The 21,861-nt window shown below is 62.2% G+C and carries 14 protein-coding genes; 4 read left to right on the plus strand and 10 right to left on the minus strand.

The window, feature by feature from the left end:
• Nucleotides 1-18: 18 nt before the first annotated feature.
• The 4 genes from AAEO81_RS27285 to cpaB form a co-directional block, all read right to left on the minus strand.
• Nucleotides 19-1,281: a CpaF family protein gene (locus AAEO81_RS27285; protein WP_166595909.1), complete on the minus strand. Its 1,263-nt coding sequence runs from the start codon at nucleotides 1,279-1,281 to the stop codon at nucleotides 19-21.
• Entirely contained in the window at nucleotides 1,278-2,477 is a 1,200-nt protein-coding gene (locus AAEO81_RS27290; RefSeq protein ID WP_341960156.1) for a pilus assembly protein, read from the minus strand. Before AAEO81_RS27290 ends, AAEO81_RS27285 begins: the two co-directional genes overlap by 4 nt.
• Nucleotides 2,474-3,682: a type II and III secretion system protein family protein gene (locus AAEO81_RS27295; RefSeq protein WP_256665235.1), complete on the minus strand. Its 1,209-nt coding sequence runs from the start codon at nucleotides 3,680-3,682 to the stop codon at nucleotides 2,474-2,476. The genes AAEO81_RS27290 and AAEO81_RS27295 overlap by 4 nt, the downstream gene beginning before the upstream one ends.
• Before the next feature lie 69 nt (nucleotides 3,683-3,751).
• A complete protein-coding gene (gene cpaB / locus AAEO81_RS27300) occupies nucleotides 3,752-4,699 on the minus strand; it encodes a Flp pilus assembly protein CpaB (RefSeq protein ID WP_341960158.1) in 948 nt (315 codons plus the stop codon).
• A gap of 331 nt (nucleotides 4,700-5,030) precedes the next feature.
• Between cpaB and AAEO81_RS27305 the strand changes: the two genes are divergently transcribed.
• Nucleotides 5,031-5,219, plus strand: coding sequence for a Flp family type IVb pilin (locus AAEO81_RS27305; RefSeq protein WP_341960159.1), 189 nt, complete (start codon nucleotides 5,031-5,033; stop codon nucleotides 5,217-5,219).
• A gap of 102 nt (nucleotides 5,220-5,321) precedes the next feature.
• The gene (locus AAEO81_RS27310; protein WP_341960161.1) at nucleotides 5,322-5,729 is read left to right on the plus strand and encodes a response regulator; all 408 of its coding nucleotides are present in this window, start codon (nucleotides 5,322-5,324) and stop codon (nucleotides 5,727-5,729) included.
• A 240-nt stretch (nucleotides 5,730-5,969) separates the two neighbouring features.
• On the opposite strand, the gene AAEO81_RS27315 is transcribed toward AAEO81_RS27310, so the two are convergent.
• The 3 genes from AAEO81_RS27315 to pbpC form a co-directional block, all read right to left on the minus strand.
• Complete coding sequence (locus AAEO81_RS27315) at nucleotides 5,970-7,646, minus strand: POTRA domain-containing protein (protein ID WP_341960163.1); 1,677 nt, start codon at nucleotides 7,644-7,646, stop codon at nucleotides 5,970-5,972.
• Between the two features lie 182 nt (nucleotides 7,647-7,828).
• On the minus strand, nucleotides 7,829-9,145 hold the full coding sequence (locus tag AAEO81_RS27320) for a collagen-like triple helix repeat-containing protein (protein WP_341960165.1): 1,317 nt from the start codon (nucleotides 9,143-9,145) through the stop codon (nucleotides 7,829-7,831).
• An 861-nt stretch (nucleotides 9,146-10,006) separates the two neighbouring features.
• A complete protein-coding gene (gene pbpC / locus AAEO81_RS27325; RefSeq protein ID WP_341964634.1) occupies nucleotides 10,007-12,307 on the minus strand; it encodes a peptidoglycan glycosyltransferase PbpC in 2,301 nt (766 codons plus the stop codon).
• A 140-nt stretch (nucleotides 12,308-12,447) separates the two neighbouring features.
• Between pbpC and AAEO81_RS27330 the strand changes: the two genes are divergently transcribed.
• Nucleotides 12,448-12,741, plus strand: coding sequence for a hypothetical protein (locus AAEO81_RS27330; RefSeq protein ID WP_166595917.1), 294 nt, complete (start codon nucleotides 12,448-12,450; stop codon nucleotides 12,739-12,741).
• A gap of 216 nt (nucleotides 12,742-12,957) precedes the next feature.
• Here the strand turns inward: AAEO81_RS27330 and AAEO81_RS27335 are convergent, their stop codons facing one another.
• Nucleotides 12,958-17,880, minus strand: coding sequence for an alpha-2-macroglobulin (locus AAEO81_RS27335; RefSeq protein WP_341960168.1), 4,923 nt, complete (start codon nucleotides 17,878-17,880; stop codon nucleotides 12,958-12,960).
• Between the two features lie 284 nt (nucleotides 17,881-18,164).
• On the opposite strand from AAEO81_RS27335, the gene AAEO81_RS27340 reads away from it, so the two are divergent.
• Complete coding sequence (locus tag AAEO81_RS27340; RefSeq protein ID WP_341960169.1) at nucleotides 18,165-19,502, plus strand: MATE family efflux transporter; 1,338 nt, start codon at nucleotides 18,165-18,167, stop codon at nucleotides 19,500-19,502.
• A gap of 143 nt (nucleotides 19,503-19,645) precedes the next feature.
• On the opposite strand, the gene AAEO81_RS27345 is transcribed toward AAEO81_RS27340, so the two are convergent.
• Both AAEO81_RS27345 and AAEO81_RS27350 read right to left on the minus strand, forming a co-directional pair.
• Nucleotides 19,646-20,509 carry an alpha/beta hydrolase gene (locus AAEO81_RS27345; RefSeq protein WP_341960171.1) on the minus strand — a complete coding sequence of 288 codons (864 nt, stop codon included), beginning with the start codon at nucleotides 20,507-20,509 and terminating at the stop codon, nucleotides 19,646-19,648.
• Between the two features lie 39 nt (nucleotides 20,510-20,548).
• On the minus strand, nucleotides 20,549-21,796 hold the full coding sequence (locus tag AAEO81_RS27350; RefSeq protein ID WP_341960173.1) for a contractile injection system protein, VgrG/Pvc8 family: 1,248 nt from the start codon (nucleotides 21,794-21,796) through the stop codon (nucleotides 20,549-20,551).
• Nucleotides 21,797-21,861: the final 65 nt, after the last annotated feature.

A 21,861-nucleotide genomic window follows, 5' to 3' on the forward strand; every position in this document is an offset into this window, starting at 1 on the left:
AACCTCCCTGGCCCCTGCCTAATAGTCCATCTGCCGCAGCTTGTCCCCGGCGGGGTTCATGGCCTCGCGCAAGAAACCGAAGCCGGTCCGCCGATCCAGGCGGAACAACGTATTGGTGACGTACACGTCGTCCCGCACGCCCACCACTTCCACCACCTCGCTGACGCAGCGTCGCCCATCGGGCATGCGCGTCAGTTGGATGATCACGTCCAGCGCCGCGCAGATCATCTGCCGCAAGGTCTTCTCGGCGATTTGCCGGCCCGTCAACCCCACCAGCGTCTCCAGCCGCAGCAAGGCATCCTGCGCGTTGTTGGCGTGCACGGTGCTCATGGAGCCGTCGTGGCCGGTGTTCATCGCGGTGAGCACGTCGAGCACTTCAACGCCTCGAATCTCGCCGAGGATGATCCGGTCGGGGCGCATCCGCAGGGCGTTGCGAATCAGGTCGCTGGCGCGCACCTCACCGTGGCCCTCGGCGTTGGGGGGGCGGGTTTCGAGGCGCACGACGTGGGGGTGGCCAAGCTGCAATTCGGCGACGTCTTCGATGGTCACCAGCCGCTGCTGGGTCTGGATCATCTGACTCATGACGTTGAGCATGGTGGTCTTGCCGGTGCCCGTACCGCCGCTGATGAGGATGTTGCAGCGCTTGCTCACGGCGGTTTCAAGAAAGTCGTAGATCGACTGGTCGATGGTCTGCATCGCCACGAGGTCGGCGCTCTTGAGCATGTCCTTGCGGAATTTCCGGATCGACACGCACGGCCCGTCCAGCGCAATGGGCGGAATGATCGCGTTGACCCGGCTGCCGTCCGGCAAACGCGCATCGACCATCGGCGAAGACTCGTCCAGACGACGCCCCAGCGGCGCGAGAATCCGCTGGATCACACGCTCGACGTGGTGGGAATCGATGAAGCGCAGGTCCGAATGGTGCAACACGCCTTCGCGCTCGATGAACACTTTGTTCGGGCCGTTGACCAGAATTTCCGTCACTGACTTGTCCCGCAGCAGCACCTCCAGCGGACCGAAACCGGTGAGTTCATCCACCAGCTCTTCCGCAAGCCGCTCCATCTCGTAACGGGAAATCGCCAGCCGCAGCCGCGCCACGTATTCGGCCACTTTGTCGGTGACGAACTGGGCCAGCGCCGGGCGCGTGCCTTCCAGCAGGTTGCGTCCGCTTTCTTCGATGGCATCGATGATGTAGCGGTGCAGGACCAGCTTCAGACCCTGACCGTCGCCGCCCGCATCCTGAGGACGCGACGACACGCCGAACAGTTTTTCGCCTTTCATTTACGCGCTCCCAGTAAACGTCCGAGCCAGCCGTCACGGGGTTTCTCCGGCGTCTGGTTCTGACTGGCCATCCGCTCGCCCAGGTTTTTCAAGCCGGTGCTCAAGGACTCTCGGGGCGACAGTTCAAACAGCGACAGGCCCTGATTTTTCGCGTTCAGGCGCAGCTCGGGGCTGAGCGGCAAAACCGCCATGGCTGGCAGCCCGAAGGTCTTTTCCAGCGCCTCGGCATTGGGTGTGACCTGGCGCAGGTACTTGTCCACCAGCAACCCGCCCTGTTGCAACTTCAGGCCTTTTTCGCGCCACAGATTGAGGATCGCCAGGTTGCGACGGCATTCGATGACGTTCTGATCGACGTACCACAGCAGTTGATCGCAATGGGTGACGAACGTCCGCAGCGACTCGCTGTCCGGCTGGCCCACCAGATTCACCACGACATGCTGAAAGTGCTGGCGCAACGCACTGAGCAACATGTACAGCTCGGCGGCGCTGGTGTGCTCCAGCGACATGTCGTCCTCGCCGTACGCGAGAATGCGCAGTTGAGTCGGGTGGACCGTGAAGGCGCTGTCGATCAGGGTGGAGTCAAGACGACGCAAATGGCGCACGGCATCGCCAAAATTGAACGAGGATTCGAGGCTCAACATGGCCAGGCTGTCGCCGCGAGGCATGCCCAAATCCAACAGCAAGGTGCGCTGTTCCTTCTGTTGCGCGACGAGTGCCAGATGCGCCGACACCAGCGCGCCATCGCCATCGCATTGGGCGCCGTAGATCACGGTCAGGCCACCCATGTTGGGGTTCGGCGCCACGGGCGGCAGGCGTTTGCTCAGGCGCCGCACCAGACCGGCCACCTCACTGGAACGCGAACCGTAGGCCACGAAATCCCGCGCCCCGGCGCGCATGGCATTGAGCACGAGCTGGTTGTCCATGCCGTCACCCAACGCGACGATGGCCAGCATCGGCTTGGCCTCCAGTGCGCCTTCGATCAACGCGCTCTGGTTCATCAAATGCTCGCGGTCGAGGCCGACGAACACGACGCTGGCGAAGGTCACATCCACCAGCGCCAGCAGTTCATCGAGGCTGCCGGTGCCCGCGCTCACTACCTGACCCAACGGGGCCAGCGCACCCTGCAGCCATTCGAGGTCGGTGCTGTTGCGGGTGATGGCCAGAAAGGTCTGGCTGAGGCTCGGTCCCTGGCTCATTGCGATAACCCACTGCGGCGATCAAAGCTGCCGTTTTCGAGGAAGTACATCTTGAGGAAACTCGGGTCGTAATTGCGCAGCCCTTCACCCGGCAGAGACGGCAACGGCGCGTTCACTGCCATCGGCTGAACCAGGTGCGGGGTGACGATCATCAGCAGCTCACGCTCGTCGCGGTTGATCTGCGAACTGCGAAACAGCGCGCCGAGGATCGGGATGTCACCGAGCCCCGGAAACTTGTCCACCGAGGCGATGTTGCTGGTGTTGATCAGGCCACTGATCACGAAGCTCTCGCCGTCAGCCAGCGACACGCTGGTGTCGGTGCGGCGAACGTTCAGCGCCGGTACGGTGGTGCCCGCGATGGTCACGCCCGCCGTGAAATCCAGCTCGCTGACTTCGGGTGCGACTTTCAGCGATATGCGGTTGCGGCCCACCACGGTCGGGGTCAGCGTCAAGCGCACGCCGTACTCTTTATATTCGATGGAAATGCCGTTGCCTTCGCCGTTGGGTACCGGCACCGGGAATTCGCCACCGGCCAGGAAGCTCGCGCTCTGCCCGCTCAATGCCACCAGGCTTGGCCGGGCGAGGGTGTAGGCGAAACCGCTGGTTTCCATGGCATTGAGCATGCCCAGCACTTTGCTGCTGCCGCCGCCCCAGACGATGTTGAAGTTGTTGTTGCTGAGCGGGATCGCCGGTCGCGTGCCGCCCACGGTGCCTGGCGTCACGGTCACGCCCGGCACGGTGCCGGGGGAGCCGAAGAGAAAATTGTTCGAGCCTCTGCCGAAAATCGAGGTGCTGGCTTCTTTCAACTTGGTACGGCTGACCTCGACGAAACGGATGTCGGTTTGCACCTGACTGGGCAGCAGCGGGTCTTCGGAAGGTGGCAGCAGGGTGTCAGTCATCGCCGTCTTCGCGGTGCCACGCACGAACACCATGCTCTGCCGGGGCGAGGTGGAACACGCCGTCCAGATCATCAGGCTGGTGGTGCCCGGTCCCACACCGGTCAGCAGGAAGCCGCCGTTGTCGTCGCCGTTCACATGAACATCCGCAATCTTCGGATCGCCTACTGCCAGACGCGTAATGGCGACAGGCGAGCGGATAGCTTGCTGCACGCCCTGGCCGATCTCGGTGGCCGCTGGCATGGCCGCGAGTCCCGAACACCCGGTCGGCGCGGCCACCGCGATGCCCTGATACAGACCGAGAGACATAAAGGCCAACACGATACGGTTCAACACCGGTTTGTAACGGCTGCTCATCAAGTGCAATCCTTGCTCGAATCAGGGGGTTTGCTGCGTGATCTGATTGCCACGAATGACTTCCACCGGCCGCGGTCCGCGCGGGGCACCCCCGCTGGCGCGAACCGCAACGTTGGACTGCAGACTCAGCTGGTTGAAGTGGGTGACGTTGCGATTCGCGGTGTCCAGCTGCAGGGCTATGTCGCTGTCCCCCGCCCAGTACCGCTCAAGGTTTTTCTCGTCAGCGCTGCGCACAGCCAAACGCAGAGGGCCGGCTTGCGAGGCCAGCATCAAACGGTTGAGCAGCTTTTCCGGCACCGCGACGACCACGCTCCGTGCATTGACCCTGCCTTTTTGCTGTTGGGCGCGCTCGTCGCGGCTGATGCCTTGATCGTCCTGGCCCTGATTCACCGGCCCCATCAACGCCCCCACACTGAGCACGCGTAACGCTGGAACGACGGTTTGCGCGCTGCGGTCGTTATTGGTCTGGTCCGGCGGCAGGTAGAGCAGAACATCCACGTAATCACCGGGGCTCAACTGCCCTCCGGCGCCGATGATTTCGTCAATGGACAGCGCCAGTGCTCGCTCCCCGGGCCGGATCATTCGAGCCAATGAGCCACCGGCTTCGAAGCTGCTGTCGGTCAGCCAGGTACCTGCGGTGAGGGGGCGCCACGACAGGCGGCCGATGGCCTCATCCGGTTTGCTGAAGCTTCCGGCGGGCGCGACCTTGAGGCGTTCGACAATCAGGTCGTCAGCCTTGATGGGCTCATAGGCAGGAAGATCGCGCGCCAGCACCAGCACGGATTGGCGGGTCGGGTCTTCAGAGGGTTTTTCTTCGACAACGGGGGCGGCGACCGGGGTAACGGTCTGTGCGACAGGCGCTTGAGGTGCAGGCGCGGGTTGGCGGCTCAATACCAATCCCCAATACCCGGCAAACAGCGCACCCAGCAGAAAAAGTACAGCGAGCCCTAGTGTGACGCGACTGCTCATGACGGCCCTCCTGTGCCTTACCGCTCTGCGGATCACTTCGAAAACGGTTCGAGACAACTGATCAGTCAGTTGGCTGTGAACATTCTTCCTTTTCGCCTTATGAAGGTAGACGAGGTCATTCAAAACGCCATCATTCGTCGGAAATTTCGCACGACTTCATCCGTTCGGAGGGGCCGAGTCACGGCCTGTCGGCCGCTTGGCATTATCACTTTCGGATTAATGCTTTCTTGCGATTGTGGAGTGTGGAAATGGGGTCAATGCTGTGGGTACGAAGGATTGGCAAACGCTTTTTGCGTGCAGTAACGCGCTTCATGCGCTGAGGAGAAGTGAGATGTACCTGATGTATTTTTCTGCACTGTTGCGTAAATTCGTCAAGAACGAAGAAGCGGCCTCGGGGATTGAATATGCGATTGTCGCCGCGATGGTGGCTGTGGTGCTGATTGCTTTTATTACCCCGATCGGAGGTTCGGTAGAGGCGATTTTCACAAAGCTGAAGACCGAATTGGTCAAGCACGAATAGGAGCGATTCGTTCGGTCCATTTTGATGGATGACACGATGGCCATCGCAAGCTCAATCCGCTGGCAAATCTGCCGCCAGAGATTTACATAACGGAATCCATTAATGCCCGTGCCGACACGCCAACAATTATTACTGGTTGACGACGAAGAGGACGCCAACGAAGAGCTGGCCGAGTTGCTCGAAGGCGAGGGGTTTTGCTGCTTCACGGCGCCCTCTGTCAAGGTGGCGCTGAAGCTGCTGACCGAGCACCCGGACATCGCCTTGGTGATCACTGATCTGCGGATGCCGGAGGAAAGCGGCATCTCGCTGATCAAACGCCTGCGCGAGCATACGTCGCGCCAACACCTGCCGGTCATCGTCACCTCAGGCCACGCTGACATGGAAGACGTCAGCGACCTGCTGCGCCTGCACGTGCTGGACCTGTTCCGCAAACCCATCTACCACGTCCGCCTGCTGGAAACCCTCGACAACCTGTTCCCGAAACCGAAGGTGTATCAGGTCGGGCAGTAACCTGCTTCAAACGCGACTCACAGGTCACTGTAGGAGCCGGCTTGCTGGCGAAAGCGGCGTCTCAGCCGCCCACTCTGTAACTGACACCCCGCCTTCGCCAGCAATCCGGCTCCCACACGTTTTACGTCGATCACATCTCCTCAGCACACTCCCTAGCCCGTGGGAGACGCCGGAGGTTACGACGGCAGCGAAGGCGGTGTATCAGGCCCACATCAGAGCCCAACACACCGCCCTCCTCTCTCAAAGCTGATAACTGAAACTCAACGTGAACCTGGGATTGCGGTTGAAACTGTCCAGCCCGACATCGGACATCGGCTTGGCCGCTTCCAGCGCGATGTTGTAATAACGGCCATCGCCAAACCTGAGTCCACCCGCCGCTGAGGACAGTTTCGAATCCTTGACCGGCAGTTCGTTGAACCACGTCCGCGCTGCGTCAAACACCACATACGGTTGCAGCACTTTCACCCAGTTGCCGTCACGGGTGAAGCTGTAGTTGACCTCATACGCCACGCCCCAGCCCTTGTCGCCCGACGCCTGATCCGTCGGATAGCCCCGACCGAAATTCTGCCCGCCAAACTGCGCCCGCTCACTGTCGGGCAAGGTGTCGTCGCTCCAGTACAACGCCGCGGAAAACACCCCCTGCCAATGCTCGCAAAACTTGTCGCTCTGCACCCCCGACAACCGCGCCCGAAAGAAGTCCAGGTCGTACGTGCTGTCGTCGGTCTTCGCGCCCATGCCGTCGATGCCCTGGTACACCCCGGCGCTGAGAATCCGCAGTTGCCGGTCGGTCGATTTACGCCAATCGCCTTCCACCGCCACAGCGCGGATGTCGGTGCGACTTTGCACGCTCAAGGGAAAGCCAATCACGTCGTAACGCGTCTTGTCATTCACCGCGTACAGCCGCGCCCCTGCGCTCAGCCATTCGTTCTGAGCCGCGATCAGCGGATGGGTGAAGCCGATGGAAAACCGGTCGTTGTCGCGCCGTTGCTTCAACTCCAACCCATTGTCCAACGCCACGTTGGTGCCCGGCTCGCTGCGGTAGTGAGACGCCGAGAGATTCAGCTGGGTGCCCTCGGTATTAAGGTACTGGCTGTAATCCAGACGGTAGTAATGCTCTTTGTCGTCTCCGGGCGGGAACAGGCCGCTGAAGGTCAGTTGCTCGGCCATGGCGGTCTGCGCGTTGCTGCTCAAACCGAGCAACGCTTGCAGGCCATCGCGGTTATCGTCCGTGGTGCTCAGGGTGCTGGTGAAGGGTTTGCGCGAGGCTTGGGCGATCAACGTGGTCGCGCCGTCCGTGGTGCCCGGTGGCGGCACTTGAGCCTGCAAGGTCACGCCCGGCACCCGGCTCATCAGCGAGGTGTAGCGCTCGAACGTCTTGCGGGTCAGCGGACGCTCCTGCTTGATCTTGTCGACGAGCTTTTGCAGGTACGCCGACACGTTGCCAATGTCACCTTCAAGCCGATAATCCCGCACGTAACCTTCCACCAGCACCACGCGCACCAGCCCCTGATCGAAGTTTTGCGGCGGCAGGAACGCGTAGGACAACAGATAGCCGTCATCCTGATAACGCCGGGTGATGCCGCGCGTGGCCTCGATCAATTCGGCGAGTGTGGCGTCGCGGCCGATCAAGGGTTCATACGCAGCGCCGAGCTGTTCCAGCGGGTACACCGTGCCGCCTTCGATACGAATTTTGCGCACGCCGACCTTGGTGCTCATCATCAAGGGCGTGGCGTCGGACGGCGGTGCAGGCACCTGCAGGGCGGGCGTCGCAGGACGGTAGGCATCAGCGGGAAGGTTAGGCACCGGGAGCGTGCGCTCGCGGTCGTTGCTGTTGAGGAAGCTGGGAAGCGGTTCAGCGTTCGCGAAGAAAGGAGAGACAGAAACACCCAGCACGAAGACAGGGATACAAGCACGCATAAGGACACTCCATTGACCAACAGCAGCGGTGCACGGGCAAAAAAAGACAGGGGATCTTCCGACTCCCCTGTCTGAAACAAGCGTAGGCGTTGTGGGAGAAGTCGCTAGCGAAGCAAGCTGGAGAAAGAACACTGCATCGCGGACAACGGACTCGCGAACGTTCTCACACTGCCCAGCACTTCTTACTTACGCGTAGCCAACCCACCGCCGAGGACGCTTGTAACCCCGTTGAGCAACCCGCCGACACCGCCATTCGACGCGTTGCCATTTGCATTCACCAGACCACCCACCTGAGCGACCGTATTGCCCAGTGTCGAGACCGTGCCGCCAACCGCCGTGGTGACCGGGTTGGCGTTGGTCGCGGCAATCTGGCTACCCAGATTGCTGACTGCGCCACCCGCTTGCGTGAGCAGGCCGTTGACCGGTGCGCCGATGCCCGTGGCCCCGCCGATGTTCTGCGTGACGCTGGCGACGTTGGTCACGACGGGCGTGATCGCAGCGCCCACGTTGTTAGTGAGGGCTGCGACCGGCGCGCCGAGTGCTGTATTGGCGACCCCATTGCCACCGAGGATCGGACCAAGGGACGCGACCGTCGTGCCGACGCCGGTGCCATTCAGACCTGCGGCGCCCAGCAGGCCGCCGCCGGAACCTGCGGTCAGCCCCGAACCTGCGGCGGCGACCACGCCACCGACGTTTTCAAGCAAGCCGCCGTTCAAGCCCGGAACACTGGGCAGCCCCGGCAGGCCAGGCAACGTGGTGCCGCCACCCGTGCCGGCATTGGCTTGCAGGTAACCGGCTGCCGTGCCCGCCACATCACCCAGGCCGCCGAGCGAGCCGCCCAGCCCTGCAGTGAGCGGATTGTTCTGCGCGCCGTTTTGCAGGCTGCCGCCCACGTTGTTGAGCGTGCCTTTAACGTTCTGCAGGAGGCCATTCACCGGCTGACCCAGCCCTGTCGCGCTGCCGACTTTGTTGGTGGTCGATTCGAGCATCGCCACCACCGGCACCAGTTTGTCGCCGATGGCATGCGTGGCCGAGCCGAGCGGGCCACTGGTGGTGGCGGCGCTGAGGGTGTCACCGAGCATGGTGACTTTCTGGCCTACGCCGTCGACAAGATCGCCTGCGCCGCCGACCACGGTACCCACCAACGGCACCTGTTCGATGGCCGGGGAACGGGCGAATTTCGACACGCCAGTGCCGAGGGAAGAGACGCCAGCGCCGAGGTCGCCGGTCGCCGTGCCGACGCTGGAAAGCGTCATGCCGAGGGAATTGCTGTCAGTGCCAAGCGTGCCGAGGCCATCGACCAAACCGCCGCTGACGCTGTTCGCCGCGAAGCCAAGGGATGAAACCAGGCCACCCGCGCCGGAGGTCAGATCGGTGTTGCCAGCAATCGGCACCGACGACACGGCATCACCCACGCCCACGACCGCATCGCCCACCTGACCGAGGACGCTGCCGAGATCGACGCTGGTCTGTGCGGTCGTGCTGCGTGTCCGGATCACCGGAGTGCCACCACCGGTTCCGCCGGTTCCACCATCAGTGCCACCTGTACCGCCTGTTCCACCTGTTCCGCCCGTGCCTCCGGTGCCGCCGTCAACCACGCCACCACCGGCTCCGCCTGTTCCGCCTGTGCCACCCGTTCCGGTATCGCCTGTGCCTCCTGTCCCGCCCGTATTACCGGTGCCGCCCGAACCGCTGCCATCGGTGGTTCCGCCGCTGGCTGACCCTCCCGATGTACCCGCTGTGGATGAGGAACCATCTACGTGACTTTTCGAACCGCCACCGCCACTGCTGCACCCACCCAAGCTGACTGCCAGAACAAGTGCCAATGCCGATGATGCGAAAAACATCTGGGTTTTCATGGGGAGAATCCTTCCAAAACACGATTGTTTTATTGGCCTCCCGGCTTGAGCCGAAAAGCACTTGTCCATGACGCCATGACAGGCTTTGGAAGGGGATTGGGCAACTCACAACTTGGTATTAACGCCTTATATACCTGCGAGAAAGGGTGACTGAAGGTGTGAAAATCGTGTTTTAAATCAGGGCATTAGTAGCGACATAAATAACCGTCACAGCCCGCGCAGACGAAAGTTATATAGTCGTAATTGACAGGTCCGAGGCGCTCAAAAAATCTCGCGTCCGGCCGAGGCGGAGAATCAGAAACGCATGTGCTGTCTGGCACACCGCGTTCGCTGCCGTCGTAACCTCTGCGTCTCCCACAGGGCCTTCAGCGTGCCGATTTTTGAGGTCAGCCCATTAGAGATGGCGGCGAAACCGGGAGTTGGGTTCAACACCGGACCTGTGGGAGCGAATTCATTCGCGATGCGATCGCACATTCGCTGCGGCATTAGCGAATGCACGCTCTAATCCACCACACTGAACTCCACCCGCGCCGTCTGCCCGCTTTCGTCCAGCACGCTCAGTTGATAGCGCCCCAAGCGGTTGAAGGTGTGGGTGTAGCTGTCCTGATTGGCGGTATCCCCCACCGGCGCGCCGTCGATGAACCACCAGCGCCGACCGTTGCCGCCCAATGCCGACAGCTTCAATCGCAACTGCTGCTGGCTGCCGGTGGGCAAACGCAGTTGATCGCCTTCGCGCACGCCCACGATTGAAATCGGCGCGGCCAGGCTCAAGCCCTGAGGCGGGCATGAGGGATCGACGGCAGGCAAGCGCGCCTCACGCCGCTCACTTTTCGGCAACCACGGTTCCAATGGCGCAGGCCAGAGCGCGATGTCACGGGGTTCAGCGTGCGGACAACTGGCGCCGACGCGCAGGCCTTTGTCGTTGATCCAGACTTTCTCCAGCAGCCCCAAGCCCAACGGCTGATCGGTGGCTTGCAAGGTCGGCGGCGTGGTGCCGTCCAGCGTCCAGGCGAAGCGCTGACGTCGGCAGTTGGAGTCGCTCTTGTTCATGGTCTGCCCGAGCGGCCAGCAGATCGCGGCCACGCCTACGCTGAGCGGCACCGGTTGCACGGGCGGCAGGATGTTGCGCTGGGCATCGCGGTTCACCAACAGGTCGTGTACCTGCAACATCAGCGGCGCCGCCGAGGCCAGACCGAACTGCCCCGGTACGGGCGTCCCGTCGGGCCTGCCGATCCACACGCCTATCAGGAATCGTGGCCCCACCCCAATCGACCAGGCATCGCGAAAGCCATAACTGGTGCCGGTTTTCCACGCCAGTTGCGGGCGCTGCACCAGATCAGCGTGAAGGTCGAGATCGGGGCGCGACTGGCCGCTCAGAATCCGCCGGATGATCCACGCCGCGCCAGGGGACATCATTGGCCGATCACGCAGACGATCCTCCGGCTGCAGACGAATGTCGGCGCTGCGCCCTCCCCGTGCGAACGCGCTGTAGCCGCCCACCAGATCTTCCAACCGACTGCCCGCGCCACCGAGGATCAGCGCCAGGTTCGGTTCAGCCAACGGAGGCAAGGTCAACGGCACCCCGCCATTGCGCAGTTCGGCAGCAAAGCGTTTCGGGCCGTAAGCCTCCAGCAGTTGCACGGCGGGCAGATTGAGCGACATCGACAATGCAGAACTCGCCGCCACCGCGCCATTGAAACCGGACGAGAAGTTCCCCGGACGGTAATCGCCGTAACGACGTGGCACGTCCTGCATCAGCGATTCGGAATGGATCAGCCCTGCGTCCATTGCCTTGCCGTACAAAAAGGGTTTCAGCGTCGAACCCGGAGAGCGCAACGCATTGACCATGTCGACGTGGCCGAAGCGTTTGTCGTCGCCGATATCGACTGAGCCAACATAGGCGCGGGTCGCCATGTTCTCGGCCTCGACCACCAGAATCGCCGCTGACGTGCGCTCGGGTAAACGCGCGCGCCAGCCCAGCAGAAGGTCTTCAAGGCGACGCTGCAAACCGGCGTCCAGTGTCGTGCGAATCAACGGCGGGCTGTTCGGTCGATTCAAGCGCCGCGCCAAGAGTGGCGCGAGGGTCGGTTCCTGACGCGGGGCGAGCAGCAGCGGTTCTTCCAGCGCTTCGTTGACCGACTGCTGCGGCCATTCGCCCAACTCGGCCAGGCGCCTGAGCACCTTGTCGCGAGCGGCCTGAGCGCGTTGCGGATGACGATCCGGACGCAAGCGGCTCGGCGCCTGCGGTAATACCGCCAGCAATGCAGCGTCGGCGCGGGTCAGTTGTTGCGGCGACTTGCCGAGGTACGCCCAACTCGCCGCCGCCACACCTTGCAACGTGCCACCGAAGGGCGCGCGATTGAGGTACAAACCGAGGATTTCCTGCTTGGACAGATGCCACTCCAGTTGCATCGTTCGCCACAACTGGCGCAACTTGCCGGGCAAGGTTCGGGCGTGAGGATCGAGCAACCGGGCGACCTGCATCGACAGCGTGCTGCCCCCCGAGACCACGTGCCCGCCGCTGAGGTTTTGCCACGTGGCCCGGACCAGCGCCATCGGGTTCACGCCAGGATGCTGGTAGAACCAGCGGTCTTCGTACGTCAGCAGCGCTTCTAGGTAATAAGGTGAGACCTGATCCACCGTGACCGGGTAGCGCCACACGCCGTTGGCATCGGCGAAGCGCCAGAGCGGCGTGCCGTCTTCGGCCAGCACCACGCGGGCCAGATCGTCCTTGGGCAGGGGCAACGGCCAGACTCGGTCGGCGAGCCAGAGCAGCAAGCACAGGCTCAAAGCGCCGACCATGAATCCGCGCAACAGGCGCAAGGCAAGTTTTCCGCGCCTCATGCCAAAGAGCCTTTATGCTCTAGGGAACTCGCCCCGCCCATCCGTAGCCAAAGCGAACACGCCCTTTTCCGTTTCACCCCTTTCATCAGGAAGCAGACATGCAGGTAGAAAGCGTTTTCGAATGGCTGGGCCAGGTCATCGGGGCGGTGATCCGCTTCGTCGTCGACGGGTTAAGCTGGTTGTTCAACATGTTCACTCATGCCGGTGGCAATTTCGTCGACGGATTGTCGCGCACGCTGGGGATGGACACTTCACTGATCAGCATCATCGCCCTGATCATTGGCCTGATGTTCCTGTACTCCGCGATCCGGGCCTTCATGCGCGCCTCGATCATCCTCGGGATCATCTGGCTGTTTCTGGGGTTGTGGTTGTTGAGCTGGATTATTCATTGATCGGCATGTGATCGGACGCATTCACAGACTTCATCTGACACATCGCAATCCCTGACACACCGCAACACCCCCTGTGGGAGCGAATTTATTCGCGAGACGTAGGTGCAGCCGACACGTTGTCATCGGCTGTACCACCGCTTCGCGAATGAATTCGCTCCTACAGTTAAACCGCCTACATCAGGTCAACCGCGACCGGATGACGATCGCGGCCTCTCCTTACTTCTTCCCTTTCACCACCAACTGAGCAGGCGCGTCGCCCAATGCCTGCCAGTTCGGCCGGTACATCGATTCCACTTGCGGCGGCGGGACGCGATAAGTACCCGGTGTCACCGCACGCGCCAGGTACAGCAGGTGCACGGTGTTAAAGCCCTGCAAATCCACTGCCGCCACATAACGGTCACCCCGGAATTCCTGATGTTTCAGCCCGGCGTTTTCCATCGACTCGCGCCACTGCTTCACCGACTCGCTGGCGTCTTCCAGACTCGCCGCACTTTGCGCCAGGTTCTGGTTTTCGATCTCAAGACCGGCTGGCAGCAGGTCCACCACCAATGCATCCGGCACGCGCTCCTTGGATTTCAGTTCCAGGTGTACCAGCACCAGCTCGCCGCTTTTCAAAGCGTTGAGGTTCAGGGCCTCGCCATCCATGCCGAGGTATTCGCGACGAATCGCCAGGTTCTCGCCCCCCGCCACTGGTGGCTGCGACGGGTACCCGGAAATGGTCATCTGCTGATACAGCGTCTCACCATTCGTGCTCTGGACCGTCAGTGGCGACGCCAACACCGAGCTGTCGAGCTTCACGCCCGGCTGGTCGTTGCTCAGCTCCCGGTTGTTGCTGCCGCTGTACAACGTCGCTGCCCACTTGGCCTCAGGTTTGCCGAGCAAATCACGTCCGGCAAGGAACAGTGAGTTGCGCTCTTGCGTCGAAAGATAACGGCTGGCCGCGACCTGATCCGACAGCGCAAACAGCCGCTCTTCGACCTTGTCCGACGCCAGCTTGTTCTCTTCCAGCAACGACAGAATCAGCGCCTGATCGCGCAACGGGCTGCCGTAATCCGCCAGCCAGTCGTTGGCTTTGCGACTTGCAGCAAGTCCTGCCAGCAACGCCTGATCGGCACGCGGCTTGTCGCCCATTTTCTCCAGCGCGATGGACAACTGCACCAGCGGCAGACCCGAACGCGCATCGGTGCGACGGTCGAACAGGCTGCGCAACGCCCCCAACGGCGCCTGCTGGCTGCGCGACAACACCAGCCCCGCATAGGCCTGCACCGCAAAGCGGGTGTGCTCGGCGTTTTCGCTGTAATTGACCTCGATCTGATTGCGCTCCTGCAGGTAACGCAGCAAACGCTCGTTGGCCTTTTTCAGCGCATCCGGCGGCACGGCAAAACCCTGATCGCGGGCGCGCAGCAGGAAGTCGGTGACGTACGCCGTCAGCCAATACTCTTCCTCGCCGTCCGCACCCCACAGGCCGAAGCTGCCGTTGTAGCGCTGCATGCCCAGCAGACGCTCGATGCCAATCTCGATCTTGCGTTTGCGCTCCGCGTCCGACTCACCTTCCAGACCCAGACGCTTAAGGGTCGCAGCGTCGGCGTAGAGCGACGGGTACAACCCGCTGGTGGTCTGCTCCAGGCAACCATACGGGTAGGCTTTGAGCGCGCGAATCTGCTCGCCAAGGTTCAATGGCGGACGGCTCGACACCGCCAGCAACGCTTCCCGCCCCGCCGGTTCGAAGGCGTCGAGCGCGCCATCTGGCAGGCTCCAGGCCTGATCCTTGAGCACAGCGCGGTACTGACGCAGCATCGCCGGGTAGGCGGGGCGCACGCCGATGGTCCACTCGCGGCTGAACGCCGGCAGGTTCTCGCCCGGCAAGTCCAGACCGTTGACGGTGACGCGGATCACGCCTTTGCCAAAACCGCCCTGAGCCTTCACCGGAATCTGCAACGTGGTGCGCTGGCCCTGATTCAGGCTGACGGCTTTGCTGCCATCGCCTTCACCCAGGCTCAATTGCCCGTCGGCCGTGACCTGCACGTTGAGCTTCTGCGGCTTGCCGGAGAGGTTCGACAGGTCCAGCGCCACTTTGGTCTGGTCGCCACCGGCCAGGAAGCGCGGCGCGGACAGCTCGGCAATCAGCGGCGCGGCCACGACGGTTTTCGCTTCGGCCATGCCGTAGCGCTCGTCGGTCCAGGCCTGCGCCATGATCCGCAGCTCGCCGTTGAAGTCCGGAATGTCGACGCTGACTTCGGCGTCGCCTTGCTCGTTCAGCGTCACCGGCGCGCTTTGCAGGGCAACGATGGTCACGCTGGTTTCAGGGCGTTTGCCGCCCTTGGCCAACGCCGCGTCACCGCCGAAGGCGAGGCTGGCCAGACGATTACGTCCGGCTTCGATCAACTGCCCATAGATGTCGAGCTGATCGGCACCGTATTCCTTGCGACCGAACAGGCTGGCGAACGGGTCTGGCGTGGGGTATTCGGTGATATTGAGGATGCCCACGTCCACCGCCGCGACCAGCACGTGCACGTCTTTCGGGATCGAGCCGTCGGCGTTCTTGGCGTTGACCTTGAGTTTGAGTGGCTGCTTGGGACGCATCTTCTCCGGCGCCGTAACAGTCAATGCCAGCTTGCGCTGCGAGCGGTCCAGTGGCAGGTGCAGCACACCGACCGCGCGTTTCGGCGTGACGTTGGCCTTGCGCTCACCGGGACGGATCACCAGCGCGCTGACGTACAGATCGTGACGCGCCCACTTCTTGTCCACCGGCACGTCGAAGGTCTTGCCCTCGGCAGGCACGTCGATCTCTTGCCACCACAGCGGCCCTTCGCTGGATTCCACCAGCAGATAACCCTTGCCCGCTGACGGCGGCGTCACCGTGACCTTGGCCGTGTCGCCATCGGCGTAGGCCTTTTTGTCCAGCGCCAGCTTGACCTGATCGGGACGCACGGCGCCGCCCTCGGCGTTATCCTGCCAGCGGTAACCGGCCCAGAAACGCACGCTGCTGACGATGCCGGTGGCCGGGTCTTCGACCTCTACACGATACGGACCCCACTCCACCGGGAAGCTGACCTTGGCGGTGGAATCCTTCTTCACGCTAACGGTTTCTTCGGACAGGTTCAGGTACTTCTCGTTGTAGTGATAGCTCCAGCCGTCGCTGTCCGAGTAGTTCCAGTAGTAGTCGCGACGCTCACGAATCAGCCGCACCTTGAGGTTGTCGGCGGCCAGCTTGTGGCCTTCGGCGTCGGCCATCAGCACTTCGAATTCGACCGGGCCATCGCCATCGGTGGCTTCTCCGTCGAACAGGCCACGCAGGCCCGGCATCGTATCCGCAGGCCAGACCGGCTGGGTCAGACGGCGGGTAATCGGACGTCCACCCGACTCTTGCAGGCTGGCTTGCAGCACCAATTGCAGCGGCGAACGGGCCTTGGCCCATTGGCTGTCGATGCTCAGATCAAGCTGACCGTTGGCGTCGAGTGTGCTGTCTTCGATTTCCAGGTCCTGCTTGAGGTCTTCTTCGGTGACCGAACCGAATTGATACCCCGGCAGCCCCGGCACCGCTTCACGCAGCGGACGCACATAGAGCTGACCCGTCAGGCGGTTGCCCGACGCAGGAGCACCGTAGAGGTAGCGGCCATTGATGGAAATATCGAACGCCGCATCAGGCGCCAGTGGCGTATCGCTGCCTTTGAGTTCGAGGGCCATGCGCTCGGGCAGGAAATCCTCGACCTGAAATTCATAGAGCTGCGGCTTGCCGTCGCCCAGGTCGAACACCAGTTGCCAGCGCCCGGTCGGGGCCTCGTCCGACAGCTGCAATTGATACTGATACAGCCCGGTTGCGTCAGCGTCCCACACGAATTTGCGACTGACCTGCTCGTCCGGACGGCGCACTTCCACGGTGATCGGCTGAGCTTTCACACGCTTGCCGTCGTTGTCCCGCAGCAGACCGTTGAGCAGCACGACTTCGCCAGGGCGATACAGGTCGCGCGGGCCGAAGATGAAGAATTGCAACGGATGCGCCTGGGGACCGGTGATGTCGAACTCGGCCAGGTCCAGCGCGGCGCTGTTGAGGCGCAGCATGCTGGTCTGTTCGGCCTGCTTGGCCAGCAGCACCTCGGCCTTGGCGGGCAACGGCAGTTCGGCGTGACCGGCGTTATCGGTCTTGCCTTGGCCGACCACGCGGCCCTTGTCGTCATACAGTTCCAGATCGACGCCGCTCAGGGCCTTGCCGCCTTCAAGCGCTTGGGTGAAGACGTCCAGACGATTGCTGTAGCGGTGCACAGAAAGACCGATGTCGCTGAGGGTGAACAGCGTTGCCGGTTGCGAATAGTTGTAGGTGCCGGAGGCGCGCATGACGGCCAGGTACACGCCCGGCTGTTGCAGCTGCTTGAGGCCTGCAATCGGCAGCAGCACGGTTTCCCGAGTGTTGCGCGCAGGGTTCAGGTCGAAACGGCCGCCGTAGACCAGATCGGCCATGGGCAGCAGCTCTTTGGATTCATAGCTTTGCAGGCTGGACGCGCCTTCCCACGAACTGAGGAACGCGGGCAGCGAGTCGGGCTTGATGCGAAAGAATTCGACATCGACTTTGTCGACGTTCAGCGCGATCACCGGCAGGCCTTCGGCCAGACGCGTCGGCAACAGGCTGCCTCGGCTGGCGAAGCCCACTGTGGCTTGCAGGTCGGAGGTTTCCAGACGGGCCGAATATTCCGCCGCCAGCGTGTTGCTGTTCACTGCCACGAGGCCAGAGTCGATGGTCAAGACCAGCTTGCGCTTGGGCTCAAGGTGGCGCAGGCGCAGTTCCATGAGGTTGTCCGACAGCTCCCATGCGCCATCGACCTTGCCATTCACGCTGTCGACCACATGCACTTTTTCGGCGAACTTCTGGTCGGGATTCAGCGGGACGGAAAAGCTCAGCGACAGCGTGCTGGCGCCGTCGAGCTGGATTTCCGACACGTCCACCACCGTCAGCTCACGCCCGGCGTAACGCTTGCTCAGCGCAGGCAGGTCCACCGCAGGTTTGGGCTTGGCCGTGTCCACCGCCGCCGCTTGAGGCGCGGCAGGTTGCGCGGGGGCTGGAGCGGGTTTGTCGGAGGTGGAGGAATCGCAGGCACTGAGCAGTACCAGCGCGCAGGCCAGGAACAATCCTTTGTTAAGCATGAGGCACTCATTGGCAGCAGTTGGTGTGGGGAGCAGCAGTTATAGCACCGCAATCGTGAACGTACAGCGCGGCGCCGAGATAGACCGTGGGTTTGTGCGTTTGTTCGCATCGGCGCGGCGCTGGTCACAATCTCCTTACGCACGCAACACCTGTAGGAGTGAGCTTGCTCGCGAGAGCGGCGTGCCAGACAACTCTGCAGCGACGGACCGAACGCAATCGCGAGCAAGCTCACTCCTACAAGTGCCCGGTACCCGCTACAATGCCGCCCTTCCCCGGGAGCCTTATGTCCAATTTCTTTGCAGACTGGCGTCAGCGCGTCACCCATCGACAGGTGTGGGCGCTGGCTGCGCCGATGATTCTGTCGAACCTCTCTGTGCCGCTGGTTTCGCTGGTGGACAGCACGGTGATTGGCCATTTGCCCCATGCCCATCAGCTCGGCGCGGTGGCGGTCGGTGGCACGCTGTACAGTTTTCTGGCCTGGGCGATGAGCTTTCTGCGCATGGGCACCACGGGATTCGCTGCGCAGGCGGCGGGGCGCAATGACGGCTCGGCGTTGCGTCAGGTGCTGCTTCAGGGCCTCTTGCTGGCGCTCGGGTTTTCGGTGTTGCTAGGGCTGATCGGCCTGCCGTTCCAGCATCTCGCGTTGCAGATCATGCAGCCCTCCCCCGACCTCAACGACCTGACGCAAGACTTCTTCCACACCCGACTGCTGGGGCTGCCTGCCGCGTTGGCGAGCTACGCACTGGTAGGCTGGTTTCTCGGTCTGCAAAACGCCCGGGCGCCGCTGGCGATTCTGCTGACGACCAATCTTGTGAACGTCGCGCTCAACCTGTGGTTCGTGCTCGGACTCGACTGGGGCGTCGTTGGCTGCGCCCGCGCGTCGGTCATCGCGGAATGGGTCGGCGCGCTGCTGGGGTTGGCGCTGACTCGCAAAGGGCTTCGTGATTATCCCGGCCAATTGATCGTGTCGGCGCTCAGGCGCTGGCACAACTGGCGGCCGCTGCTCGGGGTCAACCGCGACATCTTCATTCGCAGCCTGGTGCTGCAATCGGTGTTTTTCTTTATCACGGTGCAAGGCGCACGGTTGGGGGATGCAACGGTGGCCGCCAACGCGCTGTTGCTCAACGGCTTGCTGCTGACCGCCAACGCACTGGACGGTCTGGCTCATGCCGTGGAAGCGTTGTGCGGCCATGCGATTGGTGCTCGGGACCGCGAAGCCCTGCGTCGCTCGTTGAATGTGGCGACAGGCTGGTCTTTGATCTGCAGCGTGGCGTTTGCGGTGTTTTTTCTGTTGGCCGGGCATCTGTTCGTCGAGATGCAGACTGACATCGTGGAAGTCCGCGAGATTGCCTTCGTTTACTTGCCCTACCTCGCCGTGCTGCCGCTGGTAGCGGTCTGGAGCTACTTGCTCGATGGCCTGTTCATCGGCGCGACCCGCGCAACCGAAATGCGCAACGCGATGGTCGTGACCGCGCTGATCTCCGCGCCCTTTGCATGGCTGGCCCATGGTTTTGGCAACCATGGGCTGTGGGTGGCGTTTCTGCTGTTCATGGCGTTGCGGGCGGTGACGTTGGGCGTCATTGCGCGGCGGTTGAATCGCACGGGTGGGTGGTTTGTGTAGCTGGCATGCAATACCCACTGTGGGTACGTAGTTTGTATAGCCGCCCCCCCTGTGGGAGCCGGCTTGCTGGCGAAGCGTCCGTTCAGCCAACCCTTTCGCGTCCGACACACCGCTTTCGCCAGCAAGCCGGCTCCCACAGGGGTCTATTGATCCCGCCGGTGAACAAACCGAACCACCTCATCCAGCACCGGCGCCAGCCCGCGCATTGGCCGTGAAAACGCGGCCACTAACGTCGCATGCCCCGGCTTGGAGAAGTACAGCTCACGCACCGGCACCCCCAGTTCCCGCAATCGTTTGGCCATGCCTCCGGTGTTGCGCTCGGGATTGACGAGAGTGTCGTCTTTCGCCGCGATCAACAACGCAGGCGGTGATGAAGCGCTGACGTGGTTAATGGGCTGCGAGTCCGGTGGCGAATTCGGAAAATAAAACACCGGCTTCACCTCAGGGTTCTCAATCGGCAGGAAATCATAGGGCCCCGCCAAGCCGATCCAACCGCTGAGCATCGACGGTTTCATGCCCACCGTCGCCAACCATTTCGGGTCCAATGCCAGCATCGCCGCGTTGTACCCCCCCGCGCTGTGCCCCATCACGTAAAGCCGATCTGGATCGCCGCCATATTCGCGAATGTGTTGGCGAGTCCAGCCCACCGCTCGCGCGCTGTCATCGAGAAAGCCTTGGTAATGCACCTGTGGATAAAGCCGGTAATCCGCCAGCACTGCCACGATGCCCCTCGAAGCCAGCGCCTCTCCGACAAAGCTGTAATCGGTGCGCGAACCGCTGTTCCAGCTGCCGCCATAAAAAAACACCACCACCGGCGCATCGGCGGGTGCATCGACCGGCGTGTAGATATCCAGCCGATTGCGCGGGTCACTGCCGTAGCCAAGGTCCGCCGTCCTGGTGAACGTGCCCCCTGGCGTGAATGCGTTGAGAACCTTCAGCGGCGAACAGCCTATCAACAGGCCTAACAATCCGCCCGCGAGCAACAGTCGACATGCAATTCTGATCATTGAGGCTTGCCAGGGCGTGAGACATAGAGTCGGTACAGCTTACGACTCCGCCCCGCCCGCTGAATTCAGCACATGTGTGCCTCCACCCTCACCTTCCTTTTCGATTTCCGCTTCGGCCTCAGCCTCGGCAATGGAAGACAGCATCACTTTCAGCCCGCTCAATGAAATGCTTTTCGAATCGATGGTCACGAGACTCGTGCCCACCCTGAAATGCATTTCATGGTGCGCCGCCAGCCGCATGACCAGTTGATCGTCGACAGAGAATTGCCGGGAGTCGTCGAGAAACGCCGACGTGTCGATCCGGGTAGTCAACACCCGGCGAGTCAGCGAGGCGGGGTCCGGACGGGCACGCGGGTTAATGTCCGGGTCCCATAACCGGTCGCTGATATAAGGCAAGTTGGGGTTCCCATCACGAAAATTCACTACCACTTCCATGCCCCCCCACCAAGGCTGATCACGCTGGTTCAGCGCCGGATCGACGGGAATCCAGCAATCGTTGAATCGAGCGCCATCCCCTTGATTGCTCCACTCAAACCGCACCTGAATCCGGCCTCGGTCGTCACGCCGGGCGGGCTCGAACAATCCACCGACGACGCAGGCCTGCTGCATACACATCTTGGGTGCCAAGGGCGGTATCCGTGCTTGCAGGCTGTGACTGGGCTCCTGGACAACCCATTCGGGTGGCTGAAGGCTCACGCCTTCCGGGAGGTCTTCGGAAAAGACGACGACATGCCCGGTCCGAGCATGCAGGAAGTGGTAGTGCATGTTTTCTTCTTCGCACAATCGCTGTACCAGTTGCAGGTCGGTCTCGCAGTACTGGGCACAATAATCGCGTGTCACACACGGTTGTTTGCGACGCCAGAAGAAACCCGAGTCATCGATCCCGTGCTCACTCAGCACCTGCGTAATGATCTGCTCGGCGCACATCCCCTGGAAGATCCGTTGGTTGTGACGATAAGCCATCAGACCGAGCCGTGGGCCCACGGTGATCAAGTAACGCGAGGGCGTGCGCTGGTTGAGGTCACTGGAGGCGCGTTCGCTGCTGCTACTGCGCATGATGCTCTGGACATGGCCGTGAATACCCGACCTCGATCCCGCCGGATACAGAAAGCAGGCACCGAACAGCAGTTCATGGGCATCCACCGCGCCGTTCGGGCTGAGAATTTCAAGTTGAAAGCTATAGGGCTGGTCGGCGAATTCGTGCCCTTCGCAGGTCAACACCTCGAATGAGCGTTTGTGGCGACTGATGTCCAGACGCAGGTGGGGTATGTCGTTAAACGGGTGCATGGCGCGGGATGTCCTCGGCGAGCGGTTTCAGGCGGCCGGGGATTCTGTAACAGAAGATGCGTCAA

Origin of the sequence: Pseudomonas sp. RC10, assembly GCF_038397775.1 — a bacterium.
GTDB classification, from domain to species: Bacteria; Pseudomonadota; Gammaproteobacteria; order Pseudomonadales; family Pseudomonadaceae; genus Aquipseudomonas; species Aquipseudomonas bambusae.

What these genes read in the sequence shown, in the direction of transcription:
- AAEO81_RS27285 (WP_166595909.1), bottom strand. Translation starts at nt 1,281, where the DNA reads ATGAAAGGCGAAAAACTGTTCGGCGTGTCGTCGCGTCCTCAGGATGCG.
- AAEO81_RS27290 (WP_341960156.1), bottom strand. Translation starts at nt 2,477, where the DNA reads ATGAGCCAGGGACCGAGCCTCAGCCAGACCTTTCTGGCCATCACCCGC.
- AAEO81_RS27295 (WP_256665235.1), bottom strand. Translation starts at nt 3,682, where the DNA reads ATGTCTCTCGGTCTGTATCAGGGCATCGCGGTGGCCGCGCCGACCGGG.
- cpaB (WP_341960158.1), bottom strand. Translation starts at nt 4,699, where the DNA reads ATGAGCAGTCGCGTCACACTAGGGCTCGCTGTACTTTTTCTGCTGGGT.
- AAEO81_RS27305 (WP_341960159.1), top strand. Translation starts at nt 5,031, where the DNA reads ATGTACCTGATGTATTTTTCTGCACTGTTGCGTAAATTCGTCAAGAAC.
- AAEO81_RS27310 (WP_341960161.1), top strand. Translation starts at nt 5,322, where the DNA reads ATGCCCGTGCCGACACGCCAACAATTATTACTGGTTGACGACGAAGAG.
- AAEO81_RS27315 (WP_341960163.1), bottom strand. Translation starts at nt 7,646, where the DNA reads ATGCGTGCTTGTATCCCTGTCTTCGTGCTGGGTGTTTCTGTCTCTCCT.
- pbpC (WP_341964634.1), bottom strand. Translation starts at nt 12,307, where the DNA reads ATGGTCGGCGCTTTGAGCCTGTGCTTGCTGCTCTGGCTCGCCGACCGA.
- AAEO81_RS27330 (WP_166595917.1), top strand. Translation starts at nt 12,448, where the DNA reads ATGCAGGTAGAAAGCGTTTTCGAATGGCTGGGCCAGGTCATCGGGGCG.
- AAEO81_RS27335 (WP_341960168.1), bottom strand. Translation starts at nt 17,880, where the DNA reads ATGCTTAACAAAGGATTGTTCCTGGCCTGCGCGCTGGTACTGCTCAGT.
- AAEO81_RS27340 (WP_341960169.1), top strand. Translation starts at nt 18,165, where the DNA reads ATGTCCAATTTCTTTGCAGACTGGCGTCAGCGCGTCACCCATCGACAG.
- AAEO81_RS27345 (WP_341960171.1), bottom strand. Translation starts at nt 20,509, where the DNA reads ATGATCAGAATTGCATGTCGACTGTTGCTCGCGGGCGGATTGTTAGGC.
- AAEO81_RS27350 (WP_341960173.1), bottom strand. Translation starts at nt 21,796, where the DNA reads ATGCACCCGTTTAACGACATACCCCACCTGCGTCTGGACATCAGTCGC.